The 15,881-nt window shown below is 63.8% G+C and carries 14 protein-coding genes; 11 read left to right on the forward strand and 3 right to left on the reverse strand.

Annotated features, from left to right (window positions below; genetic code table 11):
• Positions 1–8: 8 nt before the first annotated feature.
• Positions 9–1,151, reverse strand: coding sequence for a cupin domain-containing protein (locus AC1DS5_RS01625; RefSeq protein ID WP_477716497.1), 1,143 nt, complete (start codon positions 1,149–1,151; stop codon positions 9–11).
• A gap of 757 nt (positions 1,152–1,908) precedes the next feature.
• On the opposite strand from AC1DS5_RS01625, the gene AC1DS5_RS01630 reads away from it, so the two are divergent.
• Positions 1,909–2,409, forward strand: a complete 501-nt coding sequence (locus tag AC1DS5_RS01630) for an aminoacyl-tRNA deacylase (protein ID WP_477716498.1) — start codon at positions 1,909–1,911, stop codon at positions 2,407–2,409.
• A 9-nt stretch (positions 2,410–2,418) separates the two neighbouring features.
• Here AC1DS5_RS01630 and AC1DS5_RS01635 read toward each other — a convergent pair whose 3' ends face one another.
• Positions 2,419–4,539 (reverse strand): D-(-)-3-hydroxybutyrate oligomer hydrolase, encoded by a 2,121-nt coding sequence (locus AC1DS5_RS01635; RefSeq protein ID WP_477716499.1) that lies wholly within the window; start codon positions 4,537–4,539, stop codon positions 2,419–2,421.
• Between the two features lie 364 nt (positions 4,540–4,903).
• On the reverse strand, positions 4,904–5,836 hold the full coding sequence (locus tag AC1DS5_RS01640) for a LysR family transcriptional regulator (RefSeq protein ID WP_477716500.1): 933 nt from the start codon (positions 5,834–5,836) through the stop codon (positions 4,904–4,906).
• A 284-nt stretch (positions 5,837–6,120) separates the two neighbouring features.
• Here AC1DS5_RS01640 and AC1DS5_RS01645 point away from each other — a divergent pair, with 284 nt between their 5' ends.
• From AC1DS5_RS01645 to AC1DS5_RS01690, 10 genes are all read left to right on the forward strand, one after another.
• Positions 6,121–8,307, forward strand: coding sequence for a thiamine pyrophosphate-dependent enzyme (locus tag AC1DS5_RS01645; RefSeq protein WP_477716501.1), 2,187 nt, complete (start codon positions 6,121–6,123; stop codon positions 8,305–8,307).
• Positions 8,304–9,827 (forward strand): indolepyruvate oxidoreductase subunit beta family protein, encoded by a 1,524-nt coding sequence (locus AC1DS5_RS01650; RefSeq protein ID WP_477716502.1) that lies wholly within the window; start codon positions 8,304–8,306, stop codon positions 9,825–9,827. Before AC1DS5_RS01645 ends, AC1DS5_RS01650 begins: the two co-directional genes overlap by 4 nt.
• 100 nt (positions 9,828–9,927) lie before the next feature.
• On the forward strand, positions 9,928–10,905 hold the full coding sequence (gene dctP, locus AC1DS5_RS01655) for a TRAP transporter substrate-binding protein DctP (protein WP_477716503.1): 978 nt from the start codon (positions 9,928–9,930) through the stop codon (positions 10,903–10,905).
• A 15-nt stretch (positions 10,906–10,920) separates the two neighbouring features.
• Positions 10,921–11,451 (forward strand): TRAP transporter small permease, encoded by a 531-nt coding sequence (locus AC1DS5_RS01660; protein ID WP_477716504.1) that lies wholly within the window; start codon positions 10,921–10,923, stop codon positions 11,449–11,451.
• Positions 11,448–12,770 carry a TRAP transporter large permease gene (locus AC1DS5_RS01665; protein WP_477716505.1) on the forward strand — a complete coding sequence of 441 codons (1,323 nt, stop codon included), beginning with the start codon at positions 11,448–11,450 and terminating at the stop codon, positions 12,768–12,770. Before AC1DS5_RS01660 ends, AC1DS5_RS01665 begins: the two co-directional genes overlap by 4 nt.
• A 209-nt stretch (positions 12,771–12,979) precedes the next feature.
• Complete coding sequence (locus AC1DS5_RS01670) at positions 12,980–13,459, forward strand: aminoacyl-tRNA deacylase (RefSeq protein WP_477716506.1); 480 nt, start codon at positions 12,980–12,982, stop codon at positions 13,457–13,459.
• Between the two features lie 67 nt (positions 13,460–13,526).
• Positions 13,527–13,733 (forward strand): DUF6494 family protein, encoded by a 207-nt coding sequence (locus AC1DS5_RS01675; RefSeq protein WP_477716507.1) that lies wholly within the window; start codon positions 13,527–13,529, stop codon positions 13,731–13,733.
• A 69-nt stretch (positions 13,734–13,802) separates the two neighbouring features.
• Complete coding sequence (locus tag AC1DS5_RS01680) at positions 13,803–14,825, forward strand: class I fructose-bisphosphate aldolase (RefSeq protein WP_477716508.1); 1,023 nt, start codon at positions 13,803–13,805, stop codon at positions 14,823–14,825.
• Between the two features lie 144 nt (positions 14,826–14,969).
• Positions 14,970–15,398, forward strand: a complete 429-nt coding sequence (locus tag AC1DS5_RS01685) for a response regulator (protein ID WP_477716509.1) — start codon at positions 14,970–14,972, stop codon at positions 15,396–15,398.
• Positions 15,399–15,437: 39 nt separating this feature from the next.
• Positions 15,438–15,569, forward strand: a complete 132-nt coding sequence (locus tag AC1DS5_RS01690) for a hypothetical protein (RefSeq protein ID WP_477716510.1) — start codon at positions 15,438–15,440, stop codon at positions 15,567–15,569.
• Positions 15,570–15,881 lie beyond the last annotated feature (312 nt).

Here is a 15,881-nt window from a genome sequence, read left to right on the forward strand (position 1 = left end):
CGATCCCCTCAGACCAGCCGGACGACTTCGCCGCCAGCGGTTTTTCCGAAGCGCTGCAGCAGGCCGAAGGCGTCCAGCGCGTTTTCATCGCTCGCGATGAAAATAATCACCGGCTCGGTCGCACTGTTGTTGACCAGCTCCATCCAGCAATTGCCGGGCACTGCTACCGTGTCGAAGGGCGCGAACTCAAACGCCTGGCCGTCCACAATGCATTGGCCGTGGCCCTCCAGCGGCGAGACCAGCAGGCTGGCCGTCTGCTTCAAAGGCAGCGTGCGCTCGCCGGGCCGCAGCATCTGCATGAAGAAGGTCATGGTCTTGTAGACCGGGCCGCCGCGGATCGGGTCGGTGTATTCGACCAGCAGACCCTCGTAAGGGTTGCCGTCCCACTCGCGGTTGCGCTCCAGGTACTCGCGCATCGCCTCATAGCGGTACACATACATCGGCGACGAGCTGCCCACACCGCGGCGGTGGTCCACAAAACGTGGCGTCATGCCGCCGGTGCCGTACATGCGGGCCGAGTAGTCGGGCGTGAAACGGGCGGTCTGCTTTTTCTTGAGCTGCCCGTTTTCCTTGTAGTCATGCTCAAACTGCAGCGCATTGAGCGTTTCAACCAGCGGGTAGTCGAGCACCGAGAGGTTGATGGCGGGCTCCGAGCCGACGTTGCCATGGTTGTGCCAGGTGTCGCGGGGCGTGAGCACCATGTCGCCGTGGCCAAACACGATGTCCTCACCTTCCACGCCGGTAAAGTTCTGCTGGCCCGTCAGGCCCAGCCGGATGGCGCTGGCGGTGTGCCGATGGGGTGGCATCACCTCGTTGGGGTCATTGAGGCGATAGGCCGTATACAGCGTTGTGACGGTGGCGCGCTTGGGCTTGAGGCCCGGGTTGACGAGGACCAGCGAGCGACGGTCGGAATCAGCATGGTTGATCAACCGGGCCGACTGCTGGATCAGGGGCTCCAGGTCGCGCTTGTAGCTCCAGTGAAAAGGTACGGCCTTCACGCCTTCCATGAGCTGCTTGATGTCATCGTGCGCCACATCAGAGCGCTTGGCCCAGAACGGAAACATGTTCTTGGCGTTGATTTGCTCGTACATGGCCTTGAGCTCTTCGTCTCGGCCAGCTTGAGCGCCCGGATCGGCAACAGTGCTTGTCATCAGTGTTCCTTAAAGATCAAATCGAGATAGATAGATAAATAACCAAAGCAAGCATGAATTCAACCACTATCAACCAAATATGTCAACCCAGGCAAACTTGGATGCATTTGGTTGACATTCATGCGACGCATAAACCAGGCCAGCTACAGAAAATAACAAACCCAACCAGCTATTACGAACCATCACCACTTGTTCGAGTTGCCGCAAACCGGATTCCAAGTCACTGGAAAAATTGCATAAATCATTGATTTTGTTAATTATTATTTATTTGTACAAATCGACGTGTGTCGCTTGGCAGCCCTATGGCCTGGCTCACGACACGCATGGCCAGTTTCTCAACCAAGAACCACAACCAACATATTTGGTTGTAACTTTCGCCCGATTGCGGTGCAACGCCATGTCCCTCTTTTCAGTGCTCTCGGAAGGTGGGCACCGCCGTGCCGCGACGACGGCAATAGATCTGCTCCCTTGGCAATTGCCAAATCCGAAGCCCTCACGGCGCATGAAACCACCGTGTGCCACTGACAGGGACGAACGGGAAGAGCCTGAAGTCGACCCGATTCATGATCGGGCTGTTTGGCCCAAAGAAGCGCCTGAGTAGATGCCGTCTCAGGTGACAGGTACCCTGCAACACAGCCTGCAACACCCCACTGGCAACGCGGTATTTTTCGGCCTAGACTGAATGGAACCTGCACGGGCCGCTGCGCTGTGAGGCCCCGAAAGGCCCAGGAAGGTCTATTTACTCCCGGAGGCTGCCATGTCCATTCCCTCGACTCTAGCCAACTACCTCGACCAGCGCGGTGCGCGCTATGAGATTCTTGCGCACGCGCACAGCCGCACCAGTGCGGAAACAGCCCGCAGCGCCAACGTCATACCCGATCACCTGGCCAAGTCGGTCGTTCTTGAGGACGACCTGGGCTATGTGATGGCCGTCATCCCTGCCGACAAGGCCGTGATGGTGGATGAGCTTGGGCGCATGCTGGGCCGCAGGTCACTGCGGCTGGCCGATGAAGAACGCGTTGCCATGCTGTTCAAAGGCTGCGAACCCGGTGCCGTGCCCTCCGTCGGCATGGCCTGGGGTATTGAAACGATTGTCGATGACGAACTCGAGGCGTGCGAGGCCGTGTACATGGAAGGCGGCGACCACGAACGCCTGCTGCGCATGTCGCACGACCAGTTCCACGCGCTGATGAGTTCGCAGCGGCACGGCCAGTTCAGCAAGGCCCCGGCGCATTGGGGCCGGGCAGCGAGTTTTTAACCTGAAGGTTTAATCGGCAACCGTCACCACGTTGTTGGCAAAGGTGATCTGGTCGCCCACCGCCGGAACCGTTTTGATCGGCGGCACGTTGGCCGGCGTGATCGGATTGACCACCGCACCCGTCAGCCCGCGCGGCACGGTACGCACCACCTGGCTGGCCGGCAGCGCGGCGCCGGTTTTCAGGTTGGCGTACATCATGTCCATCGCCTGGATGAAATAGCGGTGCGCCGGAACGAAGCGCTCGCCATAGCCCGGGAATGCCAGGAAAGCGTCGAAATGCTGGGCATTCGTCACTTCAATGTAGGACAGCTTGCTGTTGGCGCCTTCCACAATCTTGTTGCGGCCGAAATAAGGACGCGATGAAAAGGCCACGGGCACCTGCGCATCCGCGCGGCCATGCACGATCAGCGCCGGCTTGCCCTGCAAATCACCGGTGCGCAACACCTCGTTGATGCCCTGCTGCAGCCGCAACGCGTTCGCGCTGCTTCCCCCCAACAGATCGCGCAGGCACAGCGCGCCGGCGATGTTGTAGTCCAGCACACTGCCGGCAGACAGCGAGGCGGCATCCAGCAAGGGGCCGCCCACGCTGTTGTTGTTGACGATGTTGATGCCCACCGTCGGCGGAATGCCGTTGCTGGCACCAAACGAGGTGGCCAGCGCGGTGGCGGAGGCGGCCACCGGCGCATTCGGGGTGGCCGAGCCGGCCGCTCCGGTGGCCGCAAAACTGAAACCGCAGAGGTTGTCCTTGACGCTGAAACGCCCGTAGCTGTTGGCAAAGGTCACGGCCACCGCCGGTGTCGCAAAAGAGTAGTGCGACGCCTGCAAGACACTGCTTTCCGGCTGATGCCCTGCCGCCAGGAGCCTGGCCATGGCATCGGCGGCCAGTTCGGCCGTGGTGTTGCCAACAATGAGGCCGCTCGACTGGAGCGCATTGCAGCGGTTGGTGGCAATGGTCGTATTGACCGTGTTGAACACATTCGTGGTGGGCGATGCCAACGCTGCACAGGGCTGCAGCAGGTTGCCCAGGCTGGCGTAGTCGAACAGAGGCCTTCCGGTCCCGGCCAGGGTGCTTGCGCCGCGCTTCACACTCAGCCGGGCGTCAGGCACCACCTGGATCTGGGGTTCAGCCACCGCAACGCCGGTGATCAGGCCTTTCGTGTCGAGTTCCGCCGCGGCCAGCGCCGCGCCCGCGCCGTTGGACGCACTTGACGCAATCACGATGGTATTGCCGGGTGTCAGTTTGACGAGGCGCGACACGCCGTCTTTCGCCACCGCGCCATAGTTTTCATTCAGCACAAAGTAGGCAAACTCGACCGCTTGCAGCGTCCATTTTCCCCAGTCTTTTTCGGTGTTCTGCTGCGAATGCGCATGCTTGACGGCAAACCGGTTCGGCGTTGCCGTATTGAATGCGGCGAGCTCGGCGCTGGTCAGGATGGCGGTGAAATTCGAGGCCTTGCCGGCCGCCGTGGCCGTCGCGCGGACGCCATTTTGCAGGTTGACCGTGTCGTTCTGCAGGTCGTGCATGCCGGTGCCGGTGCCTTTGTCGGTATAGGCCACGGCACAGCCATTTTTCAGGCCCCATTCGCCGGAGGTTCCGATGGCGCCATACACCCCGCGCGACCCGCTCGACGTGCCAGTGACGATGCACGGGCTGGCAGGGTTGAAGCTGACAGGCACCTGCACCAGCATCGTGATGTTCTGGTTGCCGGTGCCATCATCCGAATAGGCCAGATATTCGGTGCCGGCAATCTTGCCTTCACTGGTGGTGATGACGCCGCTGGCGTCCACATTGGGCCCATACAGGCTGCCGTAACCGCCGGCCACCGTGATGTCGAGCAGCGCGCGGTAGTTGTTGAAGATGGCAATTCTCCGCAGCTCCGCCGCCGTCGGATTCAAGGAATCCGCCGCCACGGGCGCGGTTGCGCCCAGACCGGTTTTGCCGAGACCTGCGGTGAGCAAGTCATCGCTGGCGCCGTCGTAGTTGACCGACACCACCGTGCCCAGATAGGTCGGCTTGCGGTTGATGTTTTCACCTGCGCTACCACCCCCGCAGCCGCTGAGCACCAATACGGCTGCGACGGCTGCGGCTATAGACGTCAGCGTCAAACAGTTTTTGCTTGTAGTTGTCATGTCATCCCCGTTGTGTTGATCTGGCAATTCATCGAGTCATCACACACTCATCACACACACCGGTTCAGGCCATCCCGTTATTTCGGCGCGTCTGTCACGCAAGCGTGCGAACCCTCAGCAGCCCGAATCACACCGGCTCGGCCTGATGGAGAGGGCCCGATGATGGGCGGTAAGCCCCGCGCCTTCAACTCCGTACAACTACCTACCGGGGCAATCGAGGTTGACAACGCCGAAAAAGTGGAGGCTGCGCGGCGCCCCGGCAGCACCGGCCCAAACCAGAAACGCACAGGACACCGGCGCCCGCATTACGCCAGACGCAGCCTTCCTCACACAGCTTTCTCACGCAGCCATTCACACCGCTTCGTCACACCGGATCCGCGCGCACCGGCCGCCTGAACAGCTGCTGCACCAGCGCGCGCATCCACTGATGCGCCGGGTCGTTGTCGGTGCTGCCGTGCCAGACCAGGCGCACCTCATAGGCGGGTGCGCCGGGAATCCCCCAGACCCGGAAGTCGTAGCGCTCGCGCAGGTTGCGCGCATACATTTCGGGCACGATGGACAGCAGGTCGGTCGTCAACGCCAGGTCGGGCAGCGCGCCGAAGTGGCGGGCCCTGAGCACAATGCGGTCTTCCAGCTTCATGCGCACCATCATCTGCTCCACGCTGCCGTGGAATGTCGCCGTGGGTGAGGCCACCACAAAGGCGGCTTCGGCCAGTTGCTGCGTCGTCAAGGTGCGGCCGCTGCGGCCGGAGGCGGGCCGCCATTGGGGTGCGGCCATCGCCACATAGTTTTCGCGAAACAGCAGCTCGGTGCGTATGCCGCGGTGCCGCGGCTGCAGGATGCCGATAGCCAGGTCGATCTCGCGGGCTTCCAGCGCGGCCGCCACATCATTCGCCGCCACCGAGATGTTCGACAGCCGCGCGCCCGGCGCCTGGCTGCGCAGCGCGCCCGCCAGCGCCGGCAGGAACAGCATCTCGCCCAGGTCCGACAGCGACAGGCGCCAGTGCATGTCGCTATGGGCCGCCTCAAACTCTTCGTGGCCGGTGACCACGGTTTCCAGCGCCAGCAGCTGGGCCAGCACCGCGGGCGCGAGCTGCTCGCACAGGCGAGTGGGCTTCAGGCCCGAGGGCGCGCGCACAAACAGCTCGTCGTCAAAAAAATCGCGCAGCCGGGCCAGCGCATTGCTGGTGGCGGGCTGCGACAGCGACAGCGCCTTGCCGGCGTGGGTGACCGAACCCGTGCGGTGAATGGCCGCCAGCACACGCAACAGGTTGAGGTCGAGCTGGCGAAAGTTCATGGCGGCATCTCCAACAGGCTGGCTTGGTCCCCAAATGGCTCTCAGGGTTCTCCCGGATTATTCATCAAATGGATGTGGTCCATCTGAACAATCCATTTGCCGGATGAATTCGACCTGCGTAAATTCCCTTCCAGACACGGGCACCCCTGGCCGCAGACCGACCACTGACTGGCGGCTGGCCCCACATGGCACGAGACACAGAAACACAGAGATGAAGAGACCCACGGTGATACGCATGCAGCAACAACCTATTCTTCCGGCGAACGCCGCACCCGGTGCCTGCCATGGCTGAGCGTTCATTCGCCAACGAAGTCCAGAAACTGCGCCTGGGCGACGGCGACGAGTTTCGCGGCGAAGGCATTCTGGCCGTCACCAAGGCCCTGCTGCAGTCGGGCGTGTCTTATGTGGCCGGCTACCAGGGCGCGCCGATTTCGCACCTGATGGACGTGCTGACCGACGCCAACGACATCCTGCAGGAACTCGGTGTGCGCTTTGAGCACAGCGCCTCGGAGGCCACCGCCACCGCCACGCTGGCCGCCTCCGTCAACTACCCGCTGCGCGGCGCCGTGACCTTCAAGTCCACCGTGGGCACCAACGTGGCCTCCGACGCGCTCGCCAACCTGGCCTCGGGCGGTGTGACCGGCGGCGCGATGCTGATCGTTGGCGAGGACTACGGCGAGGGTTCCAGCATCATGCAGGAACGCTCCCACGCCTTTGCCATGAAGTCGCAGGTCTGGCTGATCGACCCGCGGCCCAACCTCGAAAGCATTGTGCGGGCCGTGGAAATGGGCTTCGAGCTGTCTGAAGCCAGCCGCACGCCCGTGATGCTGGAGCTGCGTATACGTGCCTGCCATGTGCACGGGCGCTTCGCCACCAAAGCCAACAAGCGGCCGTCGTTCACGCTGAAGGACGCGATGGAAAACCCGCAGCGCGACGCCAGCCGCATCGTGCTGCCGCCCGCCAGCTACGCGCAGGAGCAGGAAAAGATCACCGAGCGCTGGCCGGCCGCCGTCAAGTTCATCCAGGACCACCAGCTCAACGAGTTTTTCTCGGAAGACGCCCAGGACTTCGGCATCGTCATGCAGGGCGGCCTGTACAACAGCGTGCTGCGCTCGCTGGAGCTGCTGGGCCTGGCCGATGCTTTTGGCAACTCGCAGGTGCCGCTGTATGTGCTCAACCTCACCTACCCGCTGATTGACGACGAGTTCAAGCGTTTTTGCGTGGGCAAGCGCGGCATTTTGCTGGTGGAAGAAGGCCAGCCCGACTTCATCGAGCAGAGCGTGAACTCGATGTTGCGCAAGGCCGATGTGCAGACGAAGGTGCACGGCAAGGACGTGCTGCCCATGGCCGGCGAGTACACCGGCGGCGTGGTGCTCAAGGGCGTGGCGCGCTTCATCGACCTCTATGCGCCCGCATTGCTGCAGGGCCGGGAGCTGCCCGTGGCGGCGCGGCCCGCCTCCAGCGGCCTGGCGGTACTGGACGGCAACCCCAAGGCCTTTGCCATCAAGGCCGCCTCCGATGAAGTGCAAGGCCGCCCGCCCTCGTTTTGCACCGGCTGCCCCGAGCGCCCGATCTTCACCGCGATGAAGCTGATCGAGCGCGAGCTCGGCAAGCACCATGTGAGCTGCGACATCGGTTGCCACCTGTTCTCCATCCTGCCGCCCTTCAACATCGGCGCCACCACCATGGGCTACGGCCTGGGCTGGGCGGGCGCATCGGCCTTCAACACCCCCGAGACATCCAAACGCACGATTGCCATGATGGGCGACGGCGGCTTCTGGCACAACGGCCTGACCAGCGGCGTGGGCAATGCGGTGTTCAACCAGACCGACAACGTGCTGCTGGTGGTGGACAACGGCTATTCGGCCGCCACCGGCGGGCAGGACGTGCTCTCGTCCAGGGCCGTTAACCCGATACGCAGCACCAACAACCCGATTGAAAAGGCCGTGCGCGGCGTCGGCGTGAAGTGGGCCAAAACGGTGACCAACACCTACAGCCTCACGCAGATGCGCGACGTGCTGCGCGAGGCGCTGACGACAAAGGAAAAAGGCCCCAAGGTCATCGTGGCGCAAAGCGAATGCATGCTGAACCGCCAGCGCCGCGTCAAGCCGCAAATCCGCAAACGCATTGAAGGCGGCGAGCGCGTGGTGCGCGAGCGCTTCGGCATTGACCCCGACACCTGCACCGGCGACCACTCGTGCATACGCCTGTCGGGCTGCCCTTCGCTGACCATCAAGCCGAATCCCGACCCGCTGCGGCGCGACCCGATTGCCACGGTGATCGACAGCTGCGTGGGCTGCGGCCTGTGCGGCGAAGTGGCGCATGCCGCGGTGCTGTGCCCCTCGTTTTACCGCGCCGAAATCATCAACAACCCGACGGCCTGGGACCGCTTCAAGCTGCGGCTGCGCACCACCGTGATCGGCTGGCTGCAAAACCGCATCGAGCGCCGGCTGGAAGGGATTGCCGCATGAACGCACCAGTGAACAGTGATCGGGCCATCACTATTGCCATCCTCGCCATGGGCGGCGAAGGCGGCGGCGTGCTGGCCGACTGGCTGGTCGACCTGGCCGAGCAGAACGGCTACTTTGCCCAGACCACCTCGGTGCCCGGCGTGGCGCAGCGCACCGGCGCCACGGTGTACTACCTGGAGCTGTTTCCCGAAGCCGGCGCACCGGCGGGCCGCCTGCCCGTGCTGGCGCTCGGCCCGGTGCCGGGCGAGGTCGACATCGTGATTGCGTCGGAACTGATGGAGGCCGGCCGTGCGCTGCAGCGCGGCCTGGTCTCGGCCCGGCGCACCACCTTCATAGCCTCCACCCACCGTGTGTATTCGATGACCGAGCGCACCGCGATGGGCGATGGCCGCGTCAGCTCGGCCAAGCTGCTCGAAGGCGGCCGTGCCGCCGCCCAACACTTCATCAGCGCCGACTTTGCCCAGCTGGCCGAAGACACCGGCAGCCTGATCAGCCCGACGCTGTATGGCGCGCTAGCCGCCACCGGGCGCCTGCCGTTTACCCGCGCACAGTTTGAAGCCACCATCTCGCGCGGTGGTGTCGGCGTGAAGTCCAGCCTCAAGGCCTTTGCCGCCGGCTTTGCCGTGGCGCAACAGGCCATGACGCCACCGGCCGTTGCGGCGCCCCCCGTTCAAGCCGCAGCCCCCATGCCGCCGGTTGGTACGCGGCTGGCGGCCCTGGCCCGGCGCATTCAGCAGACCTTTGCGCCGGCCAACCACGCCACGCTGGCCGCCGGCATCGTGCGCACGGCCGACTACCAGGACGTGGACTACGCCGCCAGCTACCTGGACCGCCTGCAGCCGCTCGCGGCCTGCCTGCCCGCGGACCCCGCGCTCGCCGCCGAACTGCTGGATGAAACCGCGCGCCACCTGGCGCTGTGGATGAGCTACGAAGACACGGTGCGCGTGGCCGACCTCAAGACCCGGCGCTCGCGCTTTGACCGCGTGGGCGGCGAGGTCAAGCTGAGCCAGGCGCAGCACCTGGGCATCAATGAGTTTTTGCATCCGCGTGTGGAAGAGATTGCCGACACGCTGCCCGCCGGCCTCGGCCGCTGGCTGCTGGCCACGCCCTGGGCGCGCGCCTGCGTGGAGCCGTTTACCCGCAAGGGCCGCATCGTGCAGACCAGCTCCATACGCGGCTACCTGCTGCTCTACACCATTGCCGCCCTGCGCCCGCTGCGCCCCCAATCGCTGCGCTTTCAGGTGGAGCAGCAGCGCATCCATGACTGGCTCGCCACCATCGCCCGCCTCGCGCCCACGCAGCCGGCGCTGGCGCTGGAGGTGGCACGCTCGCAGCGGCTCGTCAAAGGTTATGGCGACACCCATGCGCGCGGCTGGCGCAGTTTTCAGCGTGTCATGGCCAAGCTGCCGCAGTTGCAGGCCATGCCGCAGGGCGCGGCGCAACTGAAGGCGCTGAGCCAGGCCGCGCTGGCAGACGACACGGGCCAGGCGCTGGAGCACATGCTGGCGGCCACCGTGTAGTGCCATGTAGTGCCGTGCAGTGTGTAGTGATTAGCACGCATTGACGCGGCAGCAGGCAGACCGGATCATCGATTTCAACCCGATACAGGAGACAAGACCCATGAAAACACGAACGCTCAAAGTTCTCAAACCCACATTGGCCCTGCTGCTGGCGGCCAGCTTTTCGGCCGGCGCACTGGCGCAGGAGGTCACGCTGCGACTCGTCAGCGCCTTCCCCGAAAACGGCATCTACGTGCAGCGCCTGCTGCCCTGGATCGCCAAGGTCAATGCCGAGGGCAAGGGCCTGCTGCAGATCAACTTTCTGGGCGGCCCCAAAGCCATTCCGACGTTTGAGGCCGGCAATGCGGTGAAAACCGGCGTGGTGGACATGGCGATGAACACCGGCGCGTTTTACACCAACGTCATGCCCGAGGCCGACTTCCTGAAACTCACGCAGATCCCGGTGGCCGAGCAGCGCAAGAACGGCGCCTTTGACGCCATCAACAAGGTCTGGAACGAAAAGGGCAACACGCAATACCTGGCCCGCATGGTCGAAAACCAGCCCTTTCACATCTACACCAACAAGAAGATCGACAAGCCCGACCTGAGCGGCCAGAAGATCCGCATCTCGCCGGTGTACCGCGACTTCTTCCAGGCGCTCAACGCCAATGTGGTCACCACCCCGCCGGGCGAGGTCTACACCGCGCTGGAACGCGGCGTGGTCGATGGCTATGGCTGGCCCATTGGCGGCATTTTTGACCTGAACTGGCAGGAAAAGACCAAGTTCCGCGTAGACCCCGGGTTTTATGACGCCGAGGTCTCGCTCACCATGAACCTGCCGGCCTGGAAGAAGCTCACCGATGCGCAGCGCAACTACCTGCAAAAGCAATTGCTGGCGCTGGAGGCCGAGAACACGTTCTGGACCCGCTACGGCAATGTGGAAACCGCCCGCCAGGAAACCGCCGGCATCCAGACCATCAAGTTTGATGCCGCCACGTCCAAGGCCTTCCGCGACAAAGCCTACGCAGTGGGCTGGGCCGGCGCCATGAAGCAAAGCCCCGAGGTGGCTGCGCGCTTTAAAACGCTGTTCTCCAAATAAGCACCGCGCCCCGTCGTGATAGACCCGTTGTCCGAGGCCTATGGCCGCTTCCTGGCCAGCCTCGCCCTGCTGGGCTGCGCCATCCTGATGGCGATGATGTTCATCATTGTGGGCGATGTGGCGCTGCGCAACATCCCCGTCCCCGGCCTGCCGCGCGGCCTGGCGTGGAGCAATGAAATCTCCGAGCTGATGCTCTACCTCATCACCATGTGCGTAGCGCCCTGGCTGCTGCGCCAGGGTCAGCACATCCGCGTAGACATCGTCTTGCAGGCCCTGCCTCCCCAGCTCGCCTGGAGCCTGGAATGGGTGGGCGACCTGATTGGCCTGGCCTGCTGCATCGCGATTGCCTGGTTTGGCACGCAGGCGGCCTGGTCCAGCTACGTGTCGGGCGCCGTCAACATCAAGACGCTGGTGACGCCCGAGTGGTGGGCGCTGGCGCCGCTGCCGCTGGTATTTGTTTTGTTGGGAATTGAAATGATCTTTCGCATGATCCGGCTGCAGCGCGGCCCGCGCGGCCCGCGCCGTGACGCGGTGAGCGCAGCATGAGCGCGTGGGGCATTGCCGCCTGGCTGATGCTGGGCGGCTCCACCGTGCTGCTGTTCATCGGCATGCCGGTGGCGCTGACCTTCATCACCATCAACATCATCGGCGCCTGGCTCTACATGGGCGGCGAGCCCGGCCTGGTGCAGCTGGCGCGCAGCAGCGTGAGCTCGGTCACGGCGTTTTCACTGACGCCGATTCCGCTGTTCGTGCTGATGGGCGAGATCCTGTTTCACACCGGCCTGGCCATCAAGGTCATCGAAGGCGTCGAGCGGCTCATCAAGCATGTGCCCGGCCGCCTGGCGGTGGTCGCCGTGGTGGCCGGCACGGTGTTCTCGGCCATCTCGGGCTCCACCATTGCCACCACCGCCATGCTCGGCTCGCTGATGCTGCCCATCATGCTGTCACGCGGCTACCACCCGACCCTGGCCACCGGGCCCATCATGGCCATTGGCGCGGTCGACATGCTGATCCCGCCCTCGGCGCTGACCGTGCTGCTGGGTTCGCTGTCGGGCATCTCGATTTCCAAGCTGCTGATTGGCGGCGTGCTGCCCGGCGTGATCCTGTCCGTCGCCTTCGTGCTGTGGATCGTCATTCGCGTCAGCATCAGCCCGCAGTTGGCACCCGTCGACAAAGACGACTCGGTGCAGTACCGCGGCTGGGCGCGCTGGAGCCTGTTCTTTGGCTATGTGCTGCCCACGCTGTCAATCTTTGGCGTGGTGGTGGGCGCGTTGGCCGCCGGCTGGGCCACGCCCACCGAGTGCGCCGCGCTGGGCGCCTTTGCCACCATGGTGCTGGCCCTGTGCTACCGCGTCCTGACGCGGGACGCCGTGCTCAAGGCACTCAAGGGCACAGCGGGCATCTCGGGCATGATTTTGTTCATCATCCTGGGCGCCACCACGTTTGCGCAAATCCTGTCGTTCTCGGGCGCCAGCAACGGCCTGGTGCAGTTCATCACCGGCCAGGGCCTGTCTACCAGCATGATCGTGGTCGGCATGATGCTGATGCTGATTTTCCTGGGCATCTTTGTCGACCAGGTCAGCATGATGATGATCACGCTGCCCATCTTCATGCCCGTGGTGCAGGCGCTGGGCATAGACCCGGTCTGGTTTGGCGTGATGTTCCTCATCTGCATGCAGCTCGGCCTGCTGCTGCCGCCGCACGGCCTGCTGCTCATGACCATGCGCGGCGTGGCCCCGCCGGCCGTCACCATGGGCCATATCTTCATGGCGGTGGTGCCCTATGTGGTGATGAGCCTGATACTGCTGGCCGCCGTGTTCTGGATTCCCGGGATCGCGACCTGGCTGCCCAGGCTGATTGGGTAAGCTGACTGGGGGGCTGATCGGGGAGGCGGCGACATCCTTTTCCCGCCCTCCGCCCTCCGCCCCCCCCGCCAAAGGGGAATCCAAGGCCAGGAGCGCATGGCTTGCGATCCGGCCCGCCATGGCGCATAGTATGCATTTGACGGGCACGAGCGGCTTCATCGGTGACGCTGCCCTGACCATGGCCTGTCGCTTTGCACCAGGAGGCTGTCATGTCGATTTCCTCACGTCTGTCCAGCTACCTCGATGAGCGCGGCGCGCTCTATGAAATCCACCCACACCAGCCCAGCCACAGCAGCGCAGAGACCGCCCACACGGCGCATGTGCTGCCCCACCAGCTCGCCAAGTCGGTGATTCTTGAAGACGACACCGGCTGCGTGATGGCGGTCGTTCCGGCCGACAAAACCGTCATGCTGGGTCATCTGTCCCGGCTGCTGGGCCGCAAGGAATTGCGGCTGTCCGATGAAACCCGCATCGCGAGTATGTTCGATGACTGCGACGTGGGTGCAGTGCCCCCGGTTGGCATGGCCTGGGGCATGGAAACCATCGTCGACGATGACCTCGAAGCCAACGACGTGGTCTACATGGAAGGCGGCGACCACGAGCGCCTGCTGCGGATGTCGCACGACCAGTTTCACGAACTGATGAGCGTGGCGCAGCACGGGCACTTCTGCAAGACACCGCTGCACTGACCCGCAGGCACCCCAACCCGGAAGAACAGAAAAAAACAGAAAGAACAGGAAAGAACAGGAGACCCTGATGGACGAAGAAACATTCAACCTCAGCATCCGCAAGTTTTTGAAAATGGTGGGTGTCAAGTCGCAGCACGAGATCGAGCAGGCCGTGGCGCGGGCTCGCGCGAGCGGGGCCATCACCGGCACCGAGACACTGCCCGCCACCGTGACCCTCGAGGTCGCGGGCGTGCAGCTCAAGGTCAAGTTCGACGGCGACATCGCACTTCAATAGTGCAATGGTGAATAGTCAGTAGTCAGTAACCGATAGCTCGTCATGAGCGCCTGAACGTTGGGGGTCGTCATGAATACTCAAAGCGAACTGCAGGCAACGGTGCAAGCGCTCGTGCAAAAGGGCAAGGGCATTCTTGCCGCCGACGAAAGCGGCCCGACCATCGCCAAGCGCTTCAAGACCATCGGCGTGACATCCACCGAAGAGAACCGGTGCGCCTGGCGCAGCCTGCTGCTGGCGACGTCGGGGCTGGGCGACTTCGTCAGCGGCATCATCCTGCATGAAGAAACACTCAGCCAGCGCGCGCACGACGGCACGCCCTTGCCGCAATGCGCCACACTGCAGGGCATCGTGCCCGGCATCAAGGTCGATGCGGGCAAGATCCCGCTGGCCGGGGCTCCGGGCGACGAGATCACCCAAGGCCTGGACGGGCTCGCAGAGCGCCTGGACGCGTACAAGGCGCTGGGCGCCCGCTTTGCCAAGTGGCGCGCCGTCTACAACGTCTCTGACACGCTGCCCAGCCCGTTGGCGGTGAAGGCCAATGCGGAGGCCCTCGCCTGCTACGCCGCAATCTGCCAGGAGCGCGGCATGGTGCCCATCGTCGAACCCGAGGTGCTGATCGACGGTGACCACACAATGGCGCGCTGCGCCGAAGTGACCGAGACCGTGCTGCACGAGGTGTTCCACGCGCTGCACAGACACCGCGTCGTGCTCGAGCACATGCTGCTCAAACCGAGCATGGTGGTGCCCGGCAAGACACACGCGGAACAGGCAACCCCGGCCGAGGTGGCGGAACAGACCGTCCGGGTCCTGCGGCGCACGGTGCCTGCGGCGGTACCCAGTATCAATTTCCTGTCGGGCGGCCAGACGCCTGAAGAGGCGACGGCCAATCTCGACGCCATGAACCGGCTTGGCCCCCACCCGTGGCAATTGAGCTTCTCGTACGGGCGTGCGCTGCAGGAGCCCGCCTTGCAGGCCTGGAAGGGCCAGGCCGCCCATGCGCTCAACAGCCAGGATGCGCTGCTCAAGCGCGCCCGGCTGAACGGCGCAGCGTGCCAGGGGCAGTACAACGCCGCAATGGATACGGTTGACTGACCCGGCGCGCCGGTTGGCGTAAGGCCCAACAGCCGTGAGGGACGAGCACCACCTGTAGGAGAGAACCTACATCCGAAAACGAGCAGCACCCACTCCATCCCAGCCTCGCCTCGCCTGCAATAACGTGACTGATTACCCAGAGGAATGCAAAAGCAACAAAAAGGGGTCGTCATGCTGATGAGCGTGTTTCTTGTGGAGGACAGGGCCGATATCCGCGACAGCCTGGTCGAAGGCATGGAAGAGCTTGCGCCGCTCCGCTTCGTGGGCCACGTGGACGGTGAAACGGCGGCCACACAATGGTTTGGCGCCAACCACGGCAACTGGGACCTGGCCATTGTTGACCTCTTCCTGGCCGAAGGCTCCGGCTTTGGCGTGTTGAAAGTTTGCCAAGTGCGCCAGCCCTGGCAAAAGGTGGTTGTACTCACCAGTCACAGCCAGCGAAACATCCTGGACCATTGCCTCGAACTCGGCGCAGACGAAGTGTTTCACAAGGCCGGCGACGTGGACAAGCTCGTCGACTTTTGCAGAAGCCACGCACAGAACCTCGCCGGCATTCCCCGGAGCGTGCAGTAAACGGCTTCGGGCGGCGCGCAAAGACTGGGTAGCGACCCGGTGTTCCTGCTCGGCTCCGGCGGCTACAACGCTGACAACTACACCCTGACCATAGGCAGCCCCAACCTGATGCGCAGCAAGAACTCCAACGCCAAAGGCACAGGCGGCACCGTGGTGATTAGCAGGAAGTAAGACGCGGCAAGCCGCGGTCCGCCTTTGCTCCCTCTCCCCCTGGGAGAGGGCAGGGGGTGAGGGCCAATGGCCTTCAAACAACCACGGCGAAACACCACAAAGCCGCGGGCCCTCATCCCCGCCTTCTCCCAGAAAGGAGAAGGAGTAAAGCCATGAGCACAGCCGCAGCATTCCCATCTCCACCCCCTCTCCCTCTGGGAGAGGGTTGGGGCTGAGCGCTGCGGCTCCAGATGCGCCCGCGCGCATTTGGACAGCGCGAAGAAGCCCAGGCTCTGGCTGGGCTGCGGTCTGCAAGACAGGGCCAACAGCCTT

Source organism: Polaromonas sp. P4_H1 (assembly GCF_056400945.1).